Genomic DNA, 21,980 nt, shown 5'->3' with positions numbered 1-21,980 from the left:
CGTGACCGCCACCGCCGAGAAGCGCCTCACCAGGGCGGCTCACGCGGCGAGGAGACGTCCGCCGCGCACCGAGGCCCTGTGGGGGTACGTGTTCATCGCCCCCACCGGGCTCGGGCTCGCGATCTTCTACCTCTGGCCGGTGCTCCAGACCGCGTACTTCTCCTTCACGGAGTGGGGCGCGTTCGGGGGGCACACCTGGACGGGTCTGGACAACTACGTCCGGCTCGTCGCCGACCCGGAGGTAGGCCGGGCCGTGCTCAACACGCTCGCCTACACCGGGCTGGGCCTGGTGGGGATCCCGCTGGCCATCGTGTTCGCCGCGCTGCTCAACCTGCCGGGGCTGCGGGGCGTGGCCGTGTACCGGACGGCCTTCTTCCTGCCCGTGGTCACCATGCCGGTCGCGGTCGCCATGCTCTGGCGGTGGCTCTACAACGGCGACTACGGCCTGGTCAACCAGGTGCTCGCGGTCGTCGGCGTGGACGGGCCCAACTGGATCGCCGATCCGGACACGGCCATGTACGCGCTGGTCGTGGTGGGGATCTGGAGCAGCATCGGGTACAACCTGATCATCTTCCTGGCCGGGATGCAGGCCATCCCGAAGGAGTTGTACGAAGCGGCGAGCCTGGACGGGGCCGGTCGCGTCCGGCAGTTCTTCTCGGTCACGCTGCCGATGTTGTCGCCGACCGCGTTCTTCATCTCGATCGTGTCCGTGATCGGCTCGCTGCAGCTCTTCGACCTGGTCTTCGTGATGACCGGGTCCGGGCAGGCGGCGCGGGCCAACCCGGCGTACTCGCGGCTCCAGACGGTGGTCCAGCTCTTCTACGAGCGCGCCTTCGTCACCGACGACCGCGGCTACGCCGCCGCCATCGTGATCGCGCTGCTCCTGCTCATCGCGGCGCTGACGGTCCTGCAGTTCCGGCTCCAGCGCAGGTGGGTGCACTATGTCTGAGCGTCGTCGGTCGTTCGGCGTGCACGCGGTGCTGGCCGCGGCGTCGCTGGCGATGGTGGCCCCGTTCGTGTGGCAGGCCGTCACCTCGCTCAAGACGCTCAGCGGCGCCACCCGGGTGCCGCCGAGCCTGCTGCCCGAGTGGCGGTGGGACAACTACGCGAAGGTCTTCGAGCTGCTGCCGTTCGGCGACCAGTTCCTCAACACCGTGGTGATGGCGGCGGGGCGGGTGGCGGGGCAGGTGCTGTTCTGCTCGATGGCCGCCTACGCCTTCGCCCGGCTGCGCTTTCCCGGCAGGAACCTGCTCTTCGGCGTCTTCCTGTCGGTGCTCATGGTGCCGCCGCAGCTCTTCGTGATCCCGCAGTACCAGATCATGTCGTCGCTCGGCTGGCTCAACAGCCTGCAGGCGATCATCGTGCCGGGGCTGTTCAGCGCCTTCGGGGTGTTCCTGCTGCGGCAGTTCTTCCTCGGGCTGCCGCGCGAGCTGGAGGAGGCCGCCCGGCTGGACGGCGCCGGGCCGGTGCGCATCTACTGGTCGATCATGCTGCCGCTGGCCCGGCCTGGCCTGGTGGCGCTGGCCATCCTGGTGCTGCTGTGGGCCTGGAACGACCTGTTCTGGCCGCTGGTGGTCAACACTGACCCGGACAAGATGACGCTGTCGGCGGGGCTGGCCGCGCTCCAGGGCCAGTACCAGACGGACTATCCGGTGCTGATGGCCGGCTCGCTCATCGCCTCGCTCCCGGTGATCGCCGTCTTCGTGTTCCTGCAGCGGCAGTTCATCCAGGGCATCGCCACCACGGGCTCGAAGGGCTGACCGCCCCGCTCGTGACGGGAGCCCGGGCCGGCACCTGCCCGGGCTCCCGCGGCCTCCTCAGCGGATGACGATCGTGGTGAGCGCCCGCGGCTGCAGCGTCACCGTGCGGCCCGTCACCGCGGACGGGGTGAGCGAGTTGGCGCCGTCCGTGAGGTACGCGGTCGCCCGGCCGCGCACGCCCTGCCACGTGACCGGCGCGGTGCCCGTGTTGAGCACCTCGACGACGCGCGAGCCGTCCGGGTTGCGGAACGCGGAGACCTTCAGCGTCGGATCCGCCGCCGCCGTCTCCAGCCTGACCGCGCCCGGCCGGATGAACCTGCTGTACGCCGCCAGCGCCCACAGCCGCTTCGACACGCGATACGTCTTCGCCGTGTCGTCGAGCTGCAGCAGCGCCCGGGTCGCGCCGCGCGAGCCGCCCAGCCAGTAGACGTAGCCGCTGACGTTCCCCAGCGTGAGCGCGTCGTGGACGGCCTGCGCGATCGCGAAGCCGTCGTAGCCGCTGCCGTCGTCCCAGCTCTCGTTCCAGGTGCTGCCGTTCGGGTTCCACTCCGACATCCAGGTCTTCCTGGTCGTCGGCAGCGGCGCGTCCACGGGGCTGGCGTAGGTGTGCCCGGTGTGGGTCTTCACCCAGCGGCGGGCCTCGGGGTCGGCCTCGATCGCGGCCGTGTACGCCTTCGCCTGGTTCCAGCCGAAGGAGTCGCAGCAGGTCACGTGCACGCCCTTGGCCACCGGGCCCAGCACCTTGGCGAACTGGGCGGCCTGCTCCGGGGTGAAGCGCATGGAGGCGTACGTGGCCGTCCAGTCGGGCTCGTTCGTGAACCCCAGGTCGGTGATCTTGATGCCTTCCTTGGCGTAGAACTTCGTGTACGCCACCAGGTAGTTCGCGTACGCCCGCTGCCACTCCGGCTTCAGCGTGCCGCCGCCCTTGTCGTCGCCGTTGTCCTTCATGTAGCCGGGCGCGCTCCAGGCGTCGGCGAAGAACCGCTTCACGCCGTACGCCTGGGCCGCCTTGGCCACCCACACCTGGCTGTTGTCGTCGCCGTCCCACACGTACTTGGGCGGGGCGTCCGGGCCGCCGGGGTCCTCGGGCTGGATCGACACCATGTGGTCGTACGGGCTCCCGGCGGGGGAGGAGCCGATGCCGAGCCGCAGGATGCTGAGCCCGGCGCCCTTCTCACGGTCGAACCACAGGTCCAGGACCTCGCGCTGCTGCGACTCCGGCAGCGCCTTGAGCAGCTCGTTGCGCCGGAACGCCTGGGAGATGCCGAAGCCGTCGATCTCCTGGTGCCTGACGTGCTCGTTCACGGTGATGGCGGGGGGCTGGGAGGGATTCACCGCAGGGAGGCCGAGCAAGGCGACCGCGACGACTCCACGAAACATGACGCCTCCGAAAGTTTCGGATTTATATCGATATATTTCACCGATATCGCCGGAACCGTAAGCGGTCCGGAGGCCTCCCGTCAACCGGTGTTCAGCGCGCGGACACGGCGGGGGCCGGGGCGCTGTGCGCGCGCCCCGGCCCCCACTCCGGTGCGTCAGCGGCCGATGCGGCCGGTCAGCGGCTCGCGACCGGCGGATTGACGACGGTGCCCGGCGGCGCCGGGTCCGGGGCGATGATGAACTCCTCCGGCCACACCGTGAGCTGGATCTGCTGCCCGGCCCCCTTGATCACGTCGTGCAGGTTGCCGCGTTCGAGCTTGGTGAGCAGGAACACCTCGTCGTCCCGGTTGACCGGGTCCGCGCGCAGCCAGGCGTCGAAGCCGTCGAAGTCGGTGAAACCGGCCGCGAGGTACGGCACGAGGCGGCGGAACAGCTTCGGCCACATCACCAGGCCCTCGGCGTCGGCCAGGCCGGTGACGGTGGCGGCGCCGTTGGGGTCGGCGGTCGAGCCGGGCCAGATGCCGGCGGCCTTCCCCCTGGCCGCCTGCGACACCTCCGCCAGGTGCGTACGCAGCTGCGCCGGCAGCGTCGCGTAGAACGCCGGATAGACCAGCCCGCCGGCCAGCAGCGTGCCGTTGGCGGACGCGTCCACGAGCGCCGGGTCCAGGAACACCGAGGCCCCGTCGGCCCCCGGAGGGTCACCGGCGTAGGCGAACCCGATCAGCCGGCCGTTCGCGTCGACCCCGTTCGTGAGCACGTGCCCGCGGAGGGAGTCCTGGTCCGCCGACTGCACCTTGTTGGGCAGGTCCTCCCAGTAGCGCACGTTCGTGAACCCGAGCAGGCGCAGCAGCTCGTCCCTGGCCGCATTGGCCCCGGCGAGCTGCTGGTGCGTCTCCTCGAAGTGGGTCTCCAGCGCGTCGATGGCCTCCAGGCGCACGGAGACGCCGCGGCGGTTGATCTTCGGCGGGTGGCCGGAGCGCCGCGGCAACCCCTCCACCAGCGCGGGCGAGTCGGGCAGGAACTTCACGGTGTCGCCGTCGGGCTCGGGGCCCTGCCGCGGGAGATCCGCGTACCGGATCACGAAGTTCCCGCGTAAAAGCGTGTAAGTCATGGATTGCCCCCCATCATGTGGCGAGCGGAGCGTAACCCGCGCACCTCGCGCCGTCCATGGGGGGCGCGGCCGATCAGTCGAGGCAGAACTCGTTGCCCTCGGGGTCGGCCATCACGATGTGACCGGCGCCGAGCGGGGGAGCGGGCTCGTGGCGCTGGAGCCGCGTGGCGCCGTGGGAGACGAGCCGCTCGGCCTCCGCCTCCAGGGCCGCCATCCGCGCGTCGCCCTCGAACCCCGGGGCGGCCCGCACATCGAGGTGCACGCGGTTCTTGACCTGCTTGCCCTCCGGCACCCGCTGGAAGAACAGCCGCGGCCCGGCCCCGTCGGGGTCGATCACCGCGGAGGCGTCGTTGCGGCGCTCGGGCGGCACGCCCATTGCCTCCAGGGCCTGCTCCCACGACTCGAAGCCCTTGGGCGGGTCCTGCACCCGGTAGCCGAGGGCCTCGGCCCAGAACGCGGCCAGCCCGGCCGGATCGGCGCAGTCGAAGGTGATCTGAACGTCGCGGGCCATGTCAGCTCGCCTCCCGGTGAGTGTGCAGGTAGAGGTCGCGCAGCAGGCAGACCTCCGCCAGATGGTGGATCAGTTCGCGGTTGATGTGCAGCACCAGCGCCGCCAGCGGAAACTCGGCGTAGGGCCCCTCCGCCTCCCCGCACGGGCGGGCGAGGCCGGCCTCGCCGAGGGACTCGACCCCGGCCAGCCACGTGGCGTATTCGGCGTCGAGCTGGGCCAGCGCCGCGTCCGCGGTCGGAGCGTACTCGAACGACTCGTAGTCGGTCGGCGTGGCGCCGAAGTGCGAGGCGTTGCGCATCGCCAGCACGCCGACGATCACGTGCCCGAGCCGCCAGGCGATCGTCGTCAACGGCGGCGGCTCGGGCATCGGGAACGCGAAGTCGATGGTCATCGCGCCGGCCCCGGCCTGCACCGGCGCGGCGCCGGTGCCGCGCGGCCGCACGCTCCAGCAGCCGGGCGCCGGCTCCCAGAAGTACTCGTCATCGGTGAGCCCGTCGAGGCGATCGCGCAGCTGATGGGTCCAGTGCCAGTCGGTCTGATCTCGGAGCAGGGTGTTCCAGGGCAGGTCGTTCATGGCTCAAGCCTCTCGCATATAGCGGACAGGATCGGTCCGTGATCTGTGGAACGATGAGCGCGTGTCTGTTGAGTCGACGACCGAGCGGGTGCTGCGGCTGCTGGCGCTGCTGCAGCGCCGGCCGTCCTGGACCGCTGTCGAGCTCGCCGCCGAGCTGGGGGTCACCGACCGCTCGGTGCGCCGCGACGTGGAACGGTTACGCGCGCTCGGCTACCCGGTGCACGCGACGGCGGGCGTCGGCGGCGGCTACCAGCTCGGCGCGGGCACCCGGCTGCCGCCGCTGCTCCTCGACGACGAGGAGGCGATCGCGACGGCGGTGTCCCTGCGGCTGGCGGCGGGAGGCACGGTCGCCGGGGCGGGCGAGGCGGCGCTGCGGGCGCTCGCCAAGCTCGACCAGGTGATGCCGCCCCGGCTGCGCGCCGAGGTCCGGGCGGTGTACGGCGCCACCGAGACCCTCGTCGACCCCGGGGTCGAGATCGACGCGGAGCTGCTGACGATGCTCGCGCGGGCCTGCCGCGACGCCGTGCGGGTGCGCTTCCGGTACGCCGGCCACGACGGCGGGGAGCGCGAGCGCACGGTCGAGCCGGTGCGGATGGTCTCCACCGGCCGCCGCTGGTACCTGATGGCCTGGGACGTCGACCGCGACGGCTGGCGCACCTTCCGGCTGGACCGGATGCACGAGGTGGAGGCGACGACCTGGCGCTTCCGGGCGAGGGAGCACCCTGACCCGGCCGCCTACGTGCAGCGGTCCGTGGCCGAGGCGCCGTACCGCTATCTCGCCCGGGTGCGCCTGCACGCGCCACCAGACCGCGTGCGGGAGCTGGTGCCGCCCCAGGTGGGACGCGTCGAGGACGATCGCGACGGGTGGTGCGTGCTCGTCGCCGGCGGGCAGGACCTCGACTGGCTCGCCGTCCACGTGGCCCGGCTGGGCTTCGAGGCGGAGGTGCTGGAGCCCGCCGAGCTGCGGGAGGCCGTCGCCCGGCTCGCCCGCCGCCTCGCGGCGATGGCCGGGCCCGGCTCAGGTCACGGCTAGCGGTACACCGCCACGGCGGCCTCCCCGACCAGGGTGTCCACGACCGCGACCAGCTCGCCCACCACGGGCGGGGCGGCCGAGGCGATCTCGCGCAGGCGGCCGACCAGCCGGTTCGCCGGCTGGTCGAGGTAGAGCTCCGACTCCAGCCGCAGCACCGCCACCAGCCCGCAGAGCGCGGCGCACCGCGCGTCCGGCGGCTTCCAGCCCTCGACCGCCGAGCGCACCCCCGAAGAGGCCCGGACGACCGAGGCGATGTCGGCGAGCTGGTGACGCGTGTACGGCAGCATGCCCAGGCGGCGCCTGCTCACCCTGACGAGCACGCCCGAGGCGACCAGGGCCTCGCGGGTGCGGTCGTAGAGGCCGTTCGCCGCCTTCTTGATCAGGAGCCTGACGTCGCCGTCCGCCAGGGAGACGGGGGTGTCGCCGGCCGGAGGGCGGGAGACGGTCGCCTGGCCGTCGGCGACGGTGACGCGACCGCTGACGGCCAGTTCGAGCACCACCGCGCCGGCCAGCCCGAGAGCCATCGACGACTGGTGGATCAGGGGCTTGCCGGACTGGTCGTGCGCGATGAGATACAGGTCCTCGTGGAGCGGCAGCCGGTTCATGGTGTCCCCTCGCCCGTCAGAGACGTCCGGTCAGGCCCTGGAGGGTGGGCCGGCGGCCGAGCGCGTACAGGCCGGCCAGCACCAGGCCGCCGACGCCGAGCCAGATCAGGCCCACCAGCTGCGCCATCACATGGGCGTTGATCACGACGAAGATAAGGATCCCCATCCCGATCAGCGGCGCGACGAGGTGCGTCCACATGGCGTCCGAGCCGAGGCGCAGCGAGTAGTGCACGATCACCGACGCGTGCAGGACGATGAACGCGACCATGGCGCCCATGCTGATCAGGCTGCTGAGGAGGTCGACGCCGTCGGAGCGGGTGGACATCCAGACCCCGAGGCCGACGGACAGCAGGGAGACGAGCGCGATGGCGTTGGCCGGCACCGACTGCCTGACCGACACCTTCGCCAGGAACGACGGGAGCTGCCGGTCGCGGGCCATCGCGTACAGCAGGCGGGAGGCCGCGACCTGGGCCACCATGGTGTTGGCCACGCCCCAGGAGAGTGCGGTGGCGGTCGAGGTGAGGTGCCTGAGCCACTGGCCGCCGGCCACCGCGGCCGCGTCGTAGAACGCGGTGTCGCCTCCATTACGCAGGAGGCCCGCCGGGTCGGGCACCAGCAGCGCGGCCACCCACACCTGCACGATGAACAGCACGCCCGCCAGCACCAGGGCCAGCCGCATGGCCCTGCCCACCTGCTCGGACCCGCCGGTGGACTCCTCGACCAGCATGCTGATCCCGTCGAAGCCGATGAACGACAGCACGGCCACCGACACCGCGGCGAACACCACCGGCCAGGAGAACGTCTCCAGGTTGAACAGCGGGGAGAGGCTGAACCCGCGGCCCTTGCCCTGGAGCAGGGCCCAGACGCCGACCACGAGGAACAGCGCCAGCACGACCAGCTCGAACACGATCATGATCCGGGTGAGCTTGACCGTCATCCGGATGCCCCGGAGGTTGATCGCGGTGTTGAGCGCCACGAAGGCGATCAGCCAGACCCACACGGGGATCTCCGGCATGATGGCGTGCATGGCGATGGAGGCGACGAGGTAGAGCAGGCACGGCACGAGGATGTAGTCGAGCAGCACCATCCACCCGGTCAGAAACCCGGCCGGCGGCGCGATGCCGCGGCCGGCGTAGTTGTAGACCGAGCCGGACAGCGGGAACGCCTTGACCATCTGCGCGTACGAGGCGGCCGTGAACAGCAGCGCGATCATCCCGACGAGGTACGCCAGGGCCGGCATGCCGCCCGAGCGGGCGTAGACGGAGCCGAAGATGGCGAACGGGGATATCGGCACCATGAACACCAGGCCGTAGGACACGAGGTCGGTCATCCCGACCCCGCGACGTAACTCCTGCCGGTATCCGAACTGCTCGACGTTCGCGTGCTGTGTGGGCACGACGGCCACTCCAAGGTCATGCGGGAACGGGGGGTTCGATTGGGCGATCCTTCCGTAGCCCGAGGCCGCGTCGCAAGACCGATGGCAGGCTTATGTCACACGTGAGCAGGGCTCGAAATGGGTTCAGCCGAGGCGGGACTGGAGGCCGTCGAGGACCCGCTGGAGGCCGTACTCGAAGCCGTCCTGGTCGGCCTGGGAGGAGAGCTGGCCGCGCTGCGCGGCGTAACGGGCGCGCAGCCGCGGGTAGTCCTGCACGGCCCGCTCGGCCGCCGGCCACAGGTGCTCCACCCACTCCTGCTCGGTCTGACCGCTGCGGGCGATCATGGACAGGATCGCGGCCTCGCTGGTGGTGACGCCGAGCACGTACGCGACGAGCGTGCTCATCGCCTGGTCGGCCTCGTCGAGCGGGAACCCGGCGGACTCGAAGACGCCGAGCATGTGCTCCGTCTGGCGCAGCATGTTGGGCCCCAGGTAGGCCAGCCCCACCTCGCCGAACTTGGCGGCCATCCAGGGGTGGCGCAGGATCGTGGCGCGCAGGCCGTGGGCGATGCGCGCGATGACCTCCCGCCACCGGGTGGCGTCGGTCTCCTCGGGCAGCGGCAGCTCGCCGTAGACCGCGTCCACGGCGAGCTCGATCAGCTCGTCCTTGTTGGCCACGTGGCGGTAGAGCGAGGTCGCCCCGGCGTTGAGCCGGCTGCCGAGGCGGCGCATGCTCAGGGCGTCGATGCCCTCCTCGTCGAGCAGCCGGACGGCCTCGGCCACGATCTGGTCGCGGCTCAGCGCCGGCTGCTCCCGCTCGCGGCGGGGCCGCGCCCACACCGAGGGGATGGACTGCTCGTCTTTCGCCATGCCCCTCACCATAGCGCACGTTGTACGCATGTGCGAACAGTGTTAGCGGCGACGCTTCCGCTTGCGGTCGTGCTGCTGGGGACGGTGGCCGGCGTGGGCCGGGGCCGGGGTCCGGGCGGGGCCGTAGCCGATGGCGCCCATCATGCCCTGCTCCTGGTGATACAGGTTGTGGCAGTGGAACATCCACTCGCCGGGGTTGTCGGCGAGCACGTCCAGGTGGAGCCGCTGGCGCGGCTTGATGTTCACGGTGTCCTTGCGCGGCCCGCTGCCGTCGGGCAGGCGCAGCTGGAACGTGTGGCCGTGCAGGTGCATCGGGTGCCACATGGGCGACTGGTTGTCCAGGATCAGCCGGACCGTCTCCCCCCGGTCCACGCGCAGCCGCAGGTGGTCGCCGGCGACCTTGTCGTTCATCGTCCACTCGTTGCCGGACGGGCGCATGCCGAGCGTCACCGTGATGGCCCTGGACGGGCGGGGGAGATCGAGGGACGACGGGGCCTCCAGGTCCCGGTACGCCAGCATCCGCTCGGTCAGCTCCGGCACCTGGACGGTGCTCGCCGGCGCCTCCGCCCGCCGATCCGTCCGCACCACCGCGAACGCCCGCCCCCGCTTGCCCTCCGCTATCGCGACCAGCGGGAACGCGCCCGAGTCGAGCCGGGTCAGGAAGTCGTAGCGCTCGCCCATGCCGATGAGGAACGTGTCCACGTCCACGGGCCGGCACGGGAACCCGTCGGTGTGGGTGACGGTCATGCGATGCCCGCCGAGCGCCACCCGGAAGGCGGTGTCGGACGCCGCGTTGATCACCCGGAACCTGACCGTGCGGCCCGGCGCGGTGCGGAAGGTCATGGGGGCATCCGGCGCCTGGCCGTTGACCAGGTAGAGCGGGTGCACCATCTCCGCCGCCACGCCGCCGAGGGCCTCGCTGCGCAGGGTGTCGTCGTGGTCGGTGGAGGCGTTCAGCCGGGCCAGGGCGTCGTCGGGAGTGCCGTCGATGCCGTCCAGCCAGTCGTCGAGCACGACGGTGAACTCCTCGTCGTAGTCGAGCGGCTCCCGCGGGTCGAGGACGACCAGCGTGCCGTACAGGCCGCGGTCGGGCTGGGTGCCGACGTGCGAGTGGTAGAAGTACGTGCCGGGATCGGGCACGGTGAAGTCGTAGTCGAACGTCTTGCCCGGCTGGGTCGCCTCCTGGCTGAACCCGGGCGCGCCGTCCATGGGGAAGTCGAGCCTGATGCCGTGCCAGTGCACGGTGGTCGCCGCGGGCAGGTCGTTGACCAGCTTCGCGCGGACCCGCTCACCGGCCATGACCCTGATCTGCGGGCCGGGGACCTCGTCGTTGTACGTCCAGGTGCGCACCGTGCGCCGCCCCAAGGTGACCGTCGCGGGCCGGGCCCGCAGCACCATCGCCCGGGGCCGCGGCTGCGCCGCCGCGGGCGGGGCCCCCAGCAGGGGGACGGCGCCGGCCAGCGCACTGGCGAATGTGCCGGTGACGAACGCCCGGCGGGACACCCGCCCGCCCGTACCCCACGAACTCGACCAACCACCCACGACGTCTCTCCCTCCGCTCACCAGGCGAGATTACGGAGGGTAACGGGCGAAATCCCCTCGCCACGCCGATGGAGATCCCTAGCGCGTGCCGGGCGGGCGCTGGTGGCCGAAGCGGACCGGCTTGGAGCCGCTCAGCCGCACCTCCGGGTCGGTCATCGCCTGCGGCGGCGCCGGTCGCTCGACGGCCGCTTCGATGACCGGCTCGGCCCCCTCGGCCTCCGCGATCCGGCGGACGAGCCGCTCCCGCAGCTCCGCCGCCACCCCGGCGTGCGACGGGAATCCCGCCAGGTTGACCAGCTCGTGCGGGTCGTTCTCCAGGTCGTACAGCGCCTGCTCCCGGTAGCGGTCGGAGGCGGGGTCGTCCCACGGGTGGGCGTCCTCGGCGACGGCGTAGTACTTCCAGCGCGAGGTACGGATCCCGCGTCCCACCTCCGACTCGCTCACCTGGAAGAACACCTCCTCGGGCCACGCCGCCCCGGGGTCCCGGACCAGCGGGAGGAACGAGCGGCCCTGCATCCCCTCGGGGACGGGCAGCCCGGCGGCCTCCAGGAGCGTGGGAGGCAGGTCGATGGTGCTGACCGGCCGGGAGACGGCGCCGCCGCCGTCGAAGCCGGGGCCGCGCAGCGCCAGGGGCACGCGCAGCGAGGCGTCGTGGCACGAGCGCTTGTACTCGCCGTTGCGGGTCTTGAAGTGGTTGCCGTGGTCGGAGGTGTACGCCACGATCGTGTCGTCCAGCAGGTCCATGCTGCGCAGCGCGTCCAGCAGCCGCCCGAGCCCTTCGTCCAGCCGCTTGACCTGCCCCAGGTAGCCGCCCATGTGCTGGTGGGCGGTGCCGCCGAGGGCGGCCAGGTCCGGCGGCATCCAGCGGCCCTGGTAACGCTCCTCGTAGCCGTCGGGGGCCGGGTAGTTGTCCACCTCGTTCTGGTGGTGCGGCTCCAGGAACGACAGGAACAGGAAGAACGGCTCCTCGTGGTGGTCGGCGACGTACCTGATGGCCGCGTCCACGAGGGCGTCGGAGCGGTAGCCGGGCAGCATCACGGGCTCGTTCGCCTCGTCGTACACGATCGTGCGGTAGGCGTCCGAGGTGTGCTCCAGCGCGTTCGCGGCCAGCCACGACCGGTAACCACCGCGCCGGTCGGCCGGGACGGGCTCGCCGCCGCCGAGATGCCACTTGCCGATGTAGCCGGTGGCGTAGCCGGCCGCGCCGAAGTGGTGGGCCAGCGTGCGCTCCTCGGGCGGCAGCACGCGGCCGTTGCGGTGGACGCCGGTCGTGGTCGGGTAACGGCCCGTCTGCAGCGCGGCGCGGGCGGGCGCGCACACCGGCTGCGGCGTGAGCGCGACCGTGGCCTGCGTGCCGTGCCTGGCCATCCTGTCGAGGTTGGGGGTGAAGGGGCCGACGGTGTCCCACCGCTGCTGGTCGGTGAAGACGACGATCACGTTCGGACGCAAGAAATGACTCCTATTTGAGGCCGGTCAGCGCGATGCCGCGCACGAAGTATCGCTGGGTGAAGATGAAAAGGACGGCGGTGGGGACGAAGAGGATCACCGAGCCCGCCGCCGTGAGGTGCCACAACGTGAAGTACTCCTGGTTGAACAGGGTGAGCCCGACGGGAATGGTGCGCATCTCGGGCGTCGTGGTGGCGACCAGCGGCCAGAGGAACTCGTTCCACTGGAAGACGAACGTGAACAGCCCGAGCACGGCCAGCGCGGGCCGCGTCTGCGGCAGGATGATCCGCCGGTAGATGCCCAGCTCGGAGGCGCCGTCGATGCGGGCCGCGCTGATCAGGTCGTCGGGGATGGGCTGGATGAACTGCCGCATGAGGAAGATCCCGAACGCGTCCATGAGGAACGGCGTGATCAACCCCTGGTACGTGTTGAGCCACCCCAGGTTGGCCATGAGCACGTACAGCGGGATCATCCGCACGAAGAACGGCACCATGAGCGTGGCCAGCAGCGCCACGAACAGGGTGTTGCGCAGCGGGAAGCGGAACTTGGCGAACACGTACCCGACCAGCGGGTCGAAGATCAGGTGCGCCAGCGTGATGGCGCCGGCCACGACGAGGCTGTTGACGATGAAGTTCCCGAACGGCGCGCGGGCGAACAGCTCGGCGTAGTTGCCCCACTGCGGCGACTCGGGCCAGACCACGGCCTCGGCCGACAGTGTCTCGGCCTCGGTCTGGAGCGACAGCGACAGCATGTAGAGCAGCGGCACCACCATGACCAGCGAGGCCAGGCCGAGCAGGAGGTAGAGCAGCGTGCGACGCATCAGTACACGACCTCCCCGCGCCGCCCCGCCCGGAGCTGGACCAGCGTGAACGCCACGATCACGATCAGCAGCAGCACCGACTGCGCCGAGGAGTAGCCGAAGTCCCTGGTGCGGAAGGCCACGTTGAAGATGTGGAAGACGGACAGGTCGGTGGCGTCGCCGGGCCCGCCGCCCGTGATGATGTACGCCTGCCCGAACGCCTGCAGCCCCGAGATCACCGCCATCACCGACACGAACAGCGTCGTGGGGGCCAGCAGCGGCAGCGTGATGCGCCAGAAGCGCCGCCACGAGTCGGCGCCGTCGATCTTGGCGGCCTCGTGGTACGTCTCGGGGATGCCCTGCAGCCCGGCCAGGAACAGCACCATCGTGTAGCCCACGCTCTGCCACAGCGTCACCGCGGCGATCGTGAGCAGCGGCGCGGTGTTGAGCCACTGCTGCGCGGGCAGCCCGGCCGCGAGCAGCACCCGGTTCAGCACGCCCAGCTCGGGGTCGAGGATGTTGCGCCACAGCAGGCCGACGATCGCCACGGAGGTCAGGTACGGCACCAGCAGCAGCACCCGGAACGCCACCCGCCCCTTGAGCGGCTGGTCCAGCGCCATCGCCAGGGCCAGCCCGAGCACGATCGAGCCCACGACCACGGCCACCGCGAAGGCCACCGTGACCAGGAACGAGTGCCGCACCGCCGGGTCGGCCAGCGCCTGCGTGTAGTTGCCCAGCCCGGCCCACTGATCGGCCTGCGGCCCGGAGCGCAGGCTGGTGGCCACGACGTTGCCGATCGGCAGGTAGAAGAAGGCCGCGAAGAACAGGATGGCGGGAAGGAGGAACAGGTAGGCCGTCCGCGCGTAACGACCGGCGAGCGTGCGTGTCTTCATGGCCTCACTCCGTGAGGCGGCTCGGTCGCTGAGGTCCGCCGCCTTCCCTCGTCGCTCTGGTCGCTACGCTCCCGCCGCTCCTCAGTCCAGGCGGCGGCGCTCCCTCGCGGCCTGATCACCGCAGGAAGCCCTCGGCCGACTTGGTGAACGCGGCGAGCGCCTCGGCGGCCGGCTGGTTCTGGATGAGCACCTGCTGGTACATGACCTTGAGCTGCTCCTCCCACTTGCCGAGCTGCCCGGTGAGGCGCACCTGCTGGGAGGAGTCCTTGGCGTACGGGAGAGCGTCGGCGAAGACCTTGGTGACCTCGTTCGACGCCACCTCGGGCAGCTTCGTCCAGGAGACGCGCGGCATGAGCATGCCGGTCTCCTTGGTGGCGGCCTGCTCGACCTCGATGGCGGTGATGCGCTTGATGAAGTCCCACGACAGGTCGGGCCTGGCGGCCTTGGCGGGCACGAACATGCTGACCCCGGCCGCCTGCGTGGCCTGCGTCTTGTGCTTGAGCGGCGGCGCGACACCCACCTCGATGTCAGGGCTGGTCTTCCTGATCGGCTCCAGGTCCCACGGGCCGGTGAAGATCATCGCGGCGCGCTTGGCCGAGAACAGCTTCTGCGGGCCCGAGTAGTCGGTGCCCGACACCGGCACCGGGGCCACCTTGTGCTTGTGGACGAGGTCGGCCTGGAACTGCAGGGCGGCGACCGCGTCCTCGACCGGCGTCATGACCTTGCCGGTCGACGGGTCGTAGGGGGTGACGCCGGCCTGGGTCAGCCAGGGCCACAGGTAGGTGTAGTCCTGGTTGAGCGCGACGCCGTACACGCCGTCCTTGGTGAGCTTCTTGGCGGCGGCCAGGAACTCCTCCCACGTGGCCGGCACCTCCACCCCGGCGTCCCTGAGCATGGCCTTGTTGTAGAAGAGCGTGTTGCAGGTCAGGTGGAGCTGCACGCCGTACACCTTGCCCTGGTACGAGTTGCGCTCCACGGTGACCGGCTGCCAGTCGGAGGGGAAGCCCATCGCCTGGCCGTCGCGGTCGACGTACTCCTGCAGCGAGCGGGCGTTGCCGGAGACGGCGAACTCCTGCACCCACCCGCCGGGCTCCTCGACCAGGTCGGGCACGGTCCCGGAGGCGAAGTCCGCCAGCAGCCGCGTGCGCAGGTCGGGCCACTGGTACTTCTGCAGGTTGACCTTGACCTTGTTGGCCTGCTCGAACTCGGCGATCACCTTCCGGTAGGCCTGGTAGTCGTGGCCCGCGTTCCAGTAGACGGTGAACGTCCCGGGCGCGGCGGCCTGGGTGGTCGGGGCGCCCGCACAGGAGGACAGGACGGGGCCGGCGACGGTGGCGGTGGCGGTGGCGGCGGCCAGGCGGAGCAGGTCACGGCGAGACAGAGGGGAGGACATCTCGGGTTTTCCCTTCTACGAAGAGCCCCGCCGCAGGAAGGTCCAGGAGCGGACGATCTCGCGGGCGGGTGGCTGCTCCTCGGCCTGGAGGCGGTCGAAGAGCAGGCGTGCGACGTCGGTGTAGTCGTGGCGGAGCGGGCCGACGGTGCTGAGCTGCGGATTGCTGATGAGACCTTCGTCGATGTTGCCGGCGCCGACGATCGCGACGTCGCCGGGCACGCTGAGCCCGGCGTCCCTGGCTGCCCAGATCGCGCTGATCGCGGCCCGGTCGGAGGCCGCGAAGATCGCGTCGGGGCGGTCGGGCGAGCGCAGCAGCTCGGCGGCGGTCTGGTAGGCCGCCACGCGGTCGTCCGCGCCCGTGGTGATGATCCGCTCGCTCACGCCGTGCCGGTCGAGGGCGGTCGTGTAGCCGAGCAGCCGGCCCGCGGGCTGCTCCCGGTGGAGCTCGTGGCGGTGCGCCAGGAACGCGATGCGCCGCCTGCCCTGGGCCAGCAGGTGCTCGACCGCCTCCGCGCACGCCTCCGTCTCCGGAGTGCGTACGACGTCGCAGCCCTCGAGCCCGTCCTCGTTGCTCAGGACCACCATCGGCAGCCCGGTGCCGGCGAGACCGGTGACCAGGTCGCGGGTGAGGTGGTCGCCGGCGAGGTTGATCAGCGCGCCGTCGGCGACGCCGCCGCGCAGCACGTCGACGGCGGCCTTCGCGCGGGCCTCGGAGTAGACGGCGAGCGTCACCACGGAGTAGCCGCGGGCGTCGGCCATCTCGTGCAGATCGGTGGCCAGGCGCTCGTCGCTCGGCACGCCGCCGAGCGAGCTGAGCACCAGGCAGATCCGCTGGGTGCGGCGCTTGCGCAGGCTCCTGGCGGCCTGGTTGGGGGTGTAGCCGAGCTGCCTGGCTGCCTCGAGCACCCGCTGCCTCGTCTCGGCGGCCACGGGGCGGTCCCGGCCGCTGAGCACGTAGGAGACGGTCGCCACTGACACGTTCGCCAGCTCGGCCACTTGTCGCGCTGTAGGTCTCATGTTAGTCGTATAACCTAGCATTCCCTATAGAGATAAAGGGAAATCTCTGGCCGCTGATGTGGATGAGGACGTCGGCAGGCCGATGGTTCTCACCGGCTGCGCCGACGGCATGTTAATCGATTAGCACCGTATGCCTCCGACGTTCGCCGGATCAACCCCACCGGCTCGGGTTTTCCCTAGGGACTACCCGGTGGCGCGCGATCGTGGGCAATCGCTAGCTTGGGTTCCTGTGACGCCTCTTTTGCCGGGCGACCCGGCACAACTGGGCGAATACTGGCTGGCGGGCCGGCTGGGCGCGGGCGGGCAGGGGGTCGTGTACGACGCCTACGACGACGCCGGCCGGCGGGTGGCGATCAAGGTCATCCGCCCGGAGTTCCTGGAGCACGCCGGGGCCCGGGCCGACTTCGTCAAGGAGGTGACGGCCGCGCGGAAGGTGGCCTCGTTCTGCACGGCCCGCATCATCGACGCCGACCTCGACGGGCCCGCTCCGTACATCGTGAGCGAGCACATCGAGGGGCCCAGCCTGCGCACGGCCGTCGAGCGGCACGGGCCGTTCGACGCCGACCGGCTGCACCGGCTGGCCGTCGGGGTGGCCACGGCGCTGGCCGCCATCCACGACGCGGACGTGGTGCACCGGGACCTGAAGCCGGGCAACGTGCTGCTCGGGCCCGACGGGCCGCGCGTGATCGACTTCGGGCTCGCCAGGACGGGCGAGATGTCGCAGACGACCGAGGGCGGGTTCGCGGCGGGCACGCCGCCGTACATGGCGCCCGAGCGGCTGGCCGGGCAGCGCGGCGGATCCGCCGTGGACGTGTGGGCGTGGGGCGCGATGATGCTGTACGCGGCCACCGGGCGGCCGCCGTTCTCCGGCGACCTCGCCCTCCTGCGTTACCAGGTGACCGGCACGCGGCCCGACTTCACCGTGCTGGCGGAGCCGCTGCGGCGCCTGGTCACCGAGGCGATGTCGCTGGACGCGCAGGCCCGCCCGCCGGCGCGTTCCCTCCTGCTCGACCTCATCGCCATGAACAGCGCCGTCAACGGGCCGGGCCTCTCGCAGGGCGGGCTCTCCGGGCTGCTCAGCAGCGGGAGCCGGGCCGCCGCCGAGGTCAGGCCCCCAGCCGATCTGGCCGCCGATCTGGCCGCCGATCCGGCCGAGCCGCCGCCGGCCGAGGTCGCCGAGGCCGTCTACGGGCGGCTCAGCCCGGAGGACCAGGCGCTCGTCCCCTCGGCGCTGCTGCGCATGGTCCGCTCCGACGAGAGCGCCGAGACCGCGCTCAGGGACGCGGCCCCCCGGGATCTCGTCGACGGCGCGCGGGACCCGGCCGGCGTGCAGCGGGTGCTCCAGGCGTACACGGACGCGGGCCTGCTCGTCCACAAGGGCGAGTCGATCACGCTGGCGGGGGCGGCGCTGCTGCGGGCGTGGCCGCGCCTGCGGGACTGGGTGGAGGCCGACCGCGCGGCGCTGAGCGTCCACGACGCCCTGAACAGGGCGGCCACCGTGTGGCACGCGAACGGCCGCCGCCCCGACGACCTCTACCGGGGCACGGTCCTGGACGAGACCGTCGAATGGGCCGCGAACGGGCGCGGGCCGCTCCGGCCGAACCAGCGCGAGCAGGCGTTCCTGGACGCCTCCCGCGAGCGCACCCGGGAGCTGGCCAGGCGGCGCCGGCGCGTCCGGGGCACGATCGCGGCACTCGTCGCGGTGCTGCTGGCCGCGGTGGGGGTCGTGGTCGTGCAGGACGTGCTGGGCACGCGCCAGCGGGACACGTCGGCCGCCCGCCGGGTGACCGCGCTCGCGAACCGGACCCGGGCCGGCGACCCGCTGACGGCGCTGCTGCTGAGCGTGGCCGCGTGGCGGATCGCGCCGGTGGCCGAGGCGCGCTCCGCCATGTACGCCTCCCTGGCCCAGCGCGAGTGCTCGGCCTTCCGCCCCGGCCCGGTCTCCGGCTCGGCCCGCTTCGACCTCGGCGACGACGGCACGCGGCTGGCCGTGCTGGACGACGGCAGGTTCACGCTGTGGGACGCGATCACCGGGCGGCCCGCTCGAGTCTTCGGCGGGGTGAGCGGGCCCGTGAGCGCGATCGCGCTGAGCGCCGACGGCCGCAGGCTGGCCGTGGCGGGCGAGCGGTCGATCTCCGTGTGGGACGCCGAGCGCGGGGTGCGGGTCGCCGAGTTCGGGGAGGGGGCGCAGCGGCTGGCGTTCAGCCCCAGGCGGCTGCTGCTGGCGGCCACCACGGCCGAGGGCCGCGTGCGGGTGTGGGACCTCACCAGCCAGCGCCCGCTGGCCGTCGGCGACGCCACCGAGGTCGCCTTCTCCGCCGACGACGCCCTGATGGCCACGACCCTGCCCGGCGGCCGGATCGAGCTGCGCGACTGGCAGGGCGTGCTGGCCCGGCTCCCCGGCGCGGCGCTCGCGTTCGACCCGGCGCGGCGCGAGCTGGCGGTACGGGCGGGCGGCGAGGTCCGCTTCTGGGACCTCGTCGCGCGGCGTTGGCGGGAGCCAGTGCTGAAGGGATTCGGGGCCCGCGCGCTGCGCTTCAGCCAGGACGGCCGCCACCTGGCCGCCTACGACGGCTCCGACCTGGCCCTCTGGTCGCGGAACGGCACCCGGCTGCTGTCCCATCCGGTCGGCGAGCTCGTGTCCGGGCTCCGGCTGGGCCCAGGCACGCTCGCCTTCGGCCTGCTCGACGGCACGGTCGTGACCCTGGACGTCTCCGACCTCACCCGCCCGCGCACGCTGGCCCCCGGGGTCGAGGCCGGGCTGTTCGACCCCGCGCGGCGGACGGTGATCGTGCGGCGGCCCAGGGTGGAGGTCTGGCGCCTGGATGAGCCGGCGCGGCCGGCGGCCCTGCCGGTGTCCCCGACCGCGATGGCACTGAACCCCGGCGGCACGCTCCTGGCCGTCGGGACGGCCGATCCCGCGCGGGTCACGCTCTGGAACCTGACGACGGGCACGAAGGACCGGACGTTCCCCGTCAAAGGCGCGAGCGAGGTGGGCGGGCTCGCGTTCGCCCCGGACGGCACGACGCTGGCGGTGGCGCCCTTCCAGGAGACCGTCACCCCGCCCGCGAACAACTGGCGCGACGTCCAGCTCTGGGACGTCCGCCGCGGGGTCAGGACGCGGACGCTGAGCGTCCCCGGCGGCTCCGGCATGATCTTCCGCCCCGACGGGCGGGAGCTGGCGGTGAACGGCGCGGACGGCGCGCTCGCGTCGCTGGGCGGGGCCGAGGCCGTCACCAGGCCGTTCGGGGAGAGCGCGGACGGCGTGCGGGCCATCGCGTACAGCCCGGACAGCAAGGTCATCGCCACCGGCGCGCTGGCCGCAGGGGTGACGCTCTGGAACGCCGCCGACCGCCGGCAGCTGGCCCACCTGCCGCTCAAGGGGTTCGGGGCGGTGGACGTGCTGGCGTTCTCGCCCGACGGGCGGACGCTGGCCGTCGGCGGCTCGAACCGCGTCCAGCTCTGGGACGTCGCCGAACGCGCCCCGCTCGGCTCGCCCGCCGTGTACCCGGCGGGCGAGGTGGTGGCGCTGGCCTTCGACGCCGGGCAACTGCGCTGGCTGCGGACCGACGGCACGCTCGGCGACCAGCCCGCCACCGCCGCCGGCGTGGCCGCCGCCCTGTGCGCTAGGGCCGGGCGCTCGCTCTCCCGGAGCGAGTGGGACCGGCTCATCCCCGGCACGCCCTACCGCGAGATCTGCTGACAGGAGGAGACATGCAGGCTTCGCCCGACATCGTCGCCATCCAGGTGACGCCACAGCCGGTCGTCCTGGACACCGGCGAGGTCGCGCTCCGGATCGAGGTGTCCACCGCGAACGCCACCCGGTTACGCGGCCGGCTGCTGAGCCCGGACGGGACGCGCGTACCGCTCGACTTCGCCGCCCAGCCGCCGCCGTGCGACTGGCTGGCCACGCACACCCTCCGGCCCGCCGACCCGGAGGGAACGTGGCAGGTCGAGGCGCGGGCCGGCCGGGCGACGGCCGTGCACGAGTTCGACGTCGACCGGCGCGGGGCGAAGGCGGAGGCGCGGTTCGAGTCCTTCGACGCGCAGCCCCGGCAGGTCCCCAGGGGCGACCTGATCCGGCTCATCGGCCGGCTGGAGCTGGTCAAGAACGGCGCCTCCGGCCCGGCGGCCGGCCTGACCGTCGTGATCGCGTACCAGGAGCAGGAGACGTGCGGCTGGCGCGAGCTCGCCGACGCGGTCACCGACGACCTCGGCCGGTTCCTCGCCCAGGCGCCCGTCATGGAGAGCGGCGAGTGGCGGGCCGAGGTCCGCAGCGGCCCCGAGGTGATCGGGGCGGTGAGCGCGGCGGTGTTCGTGGAGGCGACGGCCGAGCAGCGGTACGCGACACAGCTCGACTACGCGGTACGGCGGGCGGGCGGCAGCACCGTCCACTCGGGACGGCTGCGCGGCAAGCCGGGCGCGTCCTGGGTGGGGCTGGGGAACCAGCGCATCTGGGTCTTCTACCGCAAGCCGGGCGCGCCGTCCGGGGCTTTCAACTCGGTCAACAAGAGCACCCTGACCCGGGACAGCCCGGTCCTCAGCCAGGGCCGCTTCGAGGTCCGCACCGGGTCGAAGAGCGGGGGAGTGTGGCGGGTGCAGTACTTCGGCACCAACCTGGCGGCGGGCGTCGTCAGCGACGCCAAGCCCGCGCCGTGATTCCGCTCACTGCCCGGCAAGCGCCACATCGGCGATCTTGACAGAGAGGATCTCGGGAAGCTTGGTCAGCGGTATGACGCGCTCAGGATACGCATTGAGAATCATGCCGTGATAAAGGCCTCGCTGGGCGCTTTCTTCGAGCTCGGCCAAGTCAAGTCCGAAGGAATCCAACGCCGTTCGGTCCGCAGAGGTCAGCATGCCCACCCATTCGCTGAACTCTTTGGCAAGGGAGTCTTTGATGCCGAGTTTGCACGCGTCGAAGCCCCTCGAGTCGCAGTATCCGGACTGATCCCATGAAATAGGCATGGGCCGGCCCGGGGAGAAGAGTCCGACGTCTATTTGATACGGCCATATGATTCGGACGTCACGCTCCGGCAGGGGCTTTTTGAATTCGATGACGGCCAGGACTCTGACCTCTGCGCCCTTCAGGGCCTCCAACCGGCTCGCCGCCTCTTTGACGTCCTTCTGACCATCGCCGGAGCCGAGGCCCTGCAGAAGCTCGGTCAGTCTCCAGGAGGTCAGCCGGGGTGCCTCGACCCCGCCCAGTCGGGTGCCGGTGAGGACGGCGTCTCTGCGGCCGCGCGTGGGTAACGTGACGCCGGGAATGGGCCATCTGGCCTCCAGCTGAATGTCGATCGACCGGCTGTCGCGGCGCTCGGGTCGCTGAATCTTTTCGTGGATCACCCGGTAATCCGGGTTCGCCACCGCGAGCGCGTTCACCCAGACGATCCGGCGTGCCCGATCGTCCGTTCGGCCCTCGTCCACGTCAACGGTGCATCCGGCGGGCAAAGAGAGACACATCAAAAAAGCAATGACGGACGTCGTCCGAAGCACCATCTCTCCTTTGTTCCGAGCGGGTGGGTTCCTAGTCTAAGCGGCGAGAAATGTGGTAATTGGCAATTCCATTTCGGATGATGGCTGCAGCGGCCCCCGGCGGGTGGCGGGGATCCGGCTGACGGGAAGATGGGAGGTGCGTAGACGGCCCAGATGACAGCGAAACGGGGAACCCCGC

The 21,980-nt window shown here is 71.7% G+C and carries 19 protein-coding genes; 5 read left to right on the top strand and 14 right to left on the bottom strand.

Annotation, left to right across the window (positions count from 1 at the left end; translation table 11 throughout):
* Position 1: 1 nt before the first annotated feature.
* Together ACWDRB_RS52555 and ACWDRB_RS52550 are read left to right on the top strand one after the other, a co-directional pair.
* Complete coding sequence (locus ACWDRB_RS52555; protein WP_364259474.1) at positions 2 to 949, top strand: carbohydrate ABC transporter permease; 948 nt, start codon at positions 2 to 4, stop codon at positions 947 to 949.
* The gene (locus ACWDRB_RS52550) at positions 942 to 1,760 is read left to right on the top strand and encodes a carbohydrate ABC transporter permease (RefSeq protein WP_350736700.1); all 819 of its coding nucleotides are present in this window, start codon (positions 942 to 944) and stop codon (positions 1,758 to 1,760) included. Before ACWDRB_RS52555 ends, ACWDRB_RS52550 begins: the two co-directional genes overlap by 8 nt.
* Positions 1,761 to 1,817: 57 nt before the next feature.
* Here ACWDRB_RS52550 and ACWDRB_RS52545 read toward each other — a convergent pair whose 3' ends face one another.
* The 4 genes from ACWDRB_RS52545 to ACWDRB_RS52530 all read right to left on the bottom strand — a co-directional run bounded on the left by ACWDRB_RS52545 (position 1,818) and on the right by ACWDRB_RS52530 (position 5,336).
* On the bottom strand, positions 1,818 to 3,140 hold the full coding sequence (locus ACWDRB_RS52545) for a glycoside hydrolase family 30 protein (RefSeq protein ID WP_449907886.1): 1,323 nt from the start codon (positions 3,138 to 3,140) through the stop codon (positions 1,818 to 1,820).
* 175 nt (positions 3,141 to 3,315) lie between these two features.
* Positions 3,316 to 4,251 carry a thermonuclease family protein gene (locus ACWDRB_RS52540; protein WP_449907884.1) on the bottom strand — a complete coding sequence of 312 codons (936 nt, stop codon included), beginning with the start codon at positions 4,249 to 4,251 and terminating at the stop codon, positions 3,316 to 3,318.
* Positions 4,252 to 4,324: 73 nt separating this feature from the next.
* Positions 4,325 to 4,762: a VOC family protein gene (locus ACWDRB_RS52535; protein ID WP_350736709.1), complete on the bottom strand. Its 438-nt coding sequence runs from the start codon at positions 4,760 to 4,762 to the stop codon at positions 4,325 to 4,327.
* A gap of 1 nt (position 4,763) precedes the next feature.
* Positions 4,764 to 5,336 carry a DinB family protein gene (locus tag ACWDRB_RS52530; protein ID WP_449907882.1) on the bottom strand — a complete coding sequence of 191 codons (573 nt, stop codon included), beginning with the start codon at positions 5,334 to 5,336 and terminating at the stop codon, positions 4,764 to 4,766.
* 61 nt (positions 5,337 to 5,397) lie between these two features.
* Between ACWDRB_RS52530 and ACWDRB_RS52525 the strand changes: the two genes are divergently transcribed.
* Positions 5,398 to 6,369 (top strand): helix-turn-helix transcriptional regulator, encoded by a 972-nt coding sequence (locus tag ACWDRB_RS52525; protein WP_449907880.1) that lies wholly within the window; start codon positions 5,398 to 5,400, stop codon positions 6,367 to 6,369.
* Here the strand turns inward: ACWDRB_RS52525 and ACWDRB_RS52520 are convergent.
* The 9 genes from ACWDRB_RS52520 to ACWDRB_RS52480 all read right to left on the bottom strand — a co-directional run bounded on the left by ACWDRB_RS52520 (position 6,366) and on the right by ACWDRB_RS52480 (position 16,309).
* A complete protein-coding gene (locus ACWDRB_RS52520) occupies positions 6,366 to 6,974 on the bottom strand; it encodes a GOLPH3/VPS74 family protein (RefSeq protein WP_355201414.1) in 609 nt (202 codons plus the stop codon). The genes ACWDRB_RS52525 and ACWDRB_RS52520 overlap by 4 nt on opposite strands.
* Positions 6,975 to 6,990: 16 nt before the next feature.
* A complete protein-coding gene (locus ACWDRB_RS52515) occupies positions 6,991 to 8,370 on the bottom strand; it encodes an APC family permease (RefSeq protein WP_449907877.1) in 1,380 nt (459 codons plus the stop codon).
* Between the two features lie 123 nt (positions 8,371 to 8,493).
* Positions 8,494 to 9,219: a TetR/AcrR family transcriptional regulator gene (locus ACWDRB_RS52510; protein ID WP_449907875.1), complete on the bottom strand. Its 726-nt coding sequence runs from the start codon at positions 9,217 to 9,219 to the stop codon at positions 8,494 to 8,496.
* Between the two features lie 42 nt (positions 9,220 to 9,261).
* Entirely contained in the window at positions 9,262 to 10,761 is a 1,500-nt protein-coding gene (locus ACWDRB_RS52505; RefSeq protein ID WP_449907873.1) for a multicopper oxidase family protein, read from the bottom strand.
* 78 nt (positions 10,762 to 10,839) lie between these two features.
* Positions 10,840 to 12,210, bottom strand: a complete 1,371-nt coding sequence (locus tag ACWDRB_RS52500) for a sulfatase-like hydrolase/transferase (protein WP_449907871.1) — start codon at positions 12,208 to 12,210, stop codon at positions 10,840 to 10,842.
* 10 nt (positions 12,211 to 12,220) lie between these two features.
* The gene (locus ACWDRB_RS52495; protein WP_449907869.1) at positions 12,221 to 13,027 is read right to left on the bottom strand and encodes a carbohydrate ABC transporter permease; all 807 of its coding nucleotides are present in this window, start codon (positions 13,025 to 13,027) and stop codon (positions 12,221 to 12,223) included.
* Positions 13,027 to 13,899: a carbohydrate ABC transporter permease gene (locus ACWDRB_RS52490; RefSeq protein ID WP_449907867.1), complete on the bottom strand. Its 873-nt coding sequence runs from the start codon at positions 13,897 to 13,899 to the stop codon at positions 13,027 to 13,029. The genes ACWDRB_RS52495 and ACWDRB_RS52490 overlap by 1 nt, the downstream gene beginning before the upstream one ends.
* Positions 13,900 to 14,014: 115 nt before the next feature.
* Complete coding sequence (locus tag ACWDRB_RS52485) at positions 14,015 to 15,292, bottom strand: sugar ABC transporter substrate-binding protein (RefSeq protein ID WP_350736737.1); 1,278 nt, start codon at positions 15,290 to 15,292, stop codon at positions 14,015 to 14,017.
* A gap of 15 nt (positions 15,293 to 15,307) precedes the next feature.
* The gene (locus ACWDRB_RS52480; protein ID WP_449907865.1) at positions 15,308 to 16,309 is read right to left on the bottom strand and encodes a LacI family DNA-binding transcriptional regulator; all 1,002 of its coding nucleotides are present in this window, start codon (positions 16,307 to 16,309) and stop codon (positions 15,308 to 15,310) included.
* Positions 16,310 to 16,538: 229 nt separating this feature from the next.
* Here ACWDRB_RS52480 and ACWDRB_RS52475 point away from each other — a divergent pair, with 229 nt between their 5' ends.
* Positions 16,539 to 20,012: a serine/threonine-protein kinase gene (locus tag ACWDRB_RS52475; protein WP_449907863.1), complete on the top strand. Its 3,474-nt coding sequence runs from the start codon at positions 16,539 to 16,541 to the stop codon at positions 20,010 to 20,012.
* Positions 20,013 to 20,023: 11 nt separating this feature from the next.
* Entirely contained in the window at positions 20,024 to 20,968 is a 945-nt protein-coding gene (locus ACWDRB_RS52470; RefSeq protein WP_449907861.1) for a hypothetical protein, read from the top strand.
* A gap of 6 nt (positions 20,969 to 20,974) precedes the next feature.
* Here the strand turns inward: ACWDRB_RS52470 and ACWDRB_RS52465 are convergent, their stop codons facing one another.
* Positions 20,975 to 21,805 carry a hypothetical protein gene (locus ACWDRB_RS52465; protein ID WP_449907859.1) on the bottom strand — a complete coding sequence of 277 codons (831 nt, stop codon included), beginning with the start codon at positions 21,803 to 21,805 and terminating at the stop codon, positions 20,975 to 20,977.
* Between the last annotated feature and the right edge of the window lie 175 nt (positions 21,806 to 21,980).

The organism is Nonomuraea sp. NPDC003707 (assembly GCF_053587055.1).
This window is presented reverse-complemented; position numbering and strand designations above follow the sequence as displayed.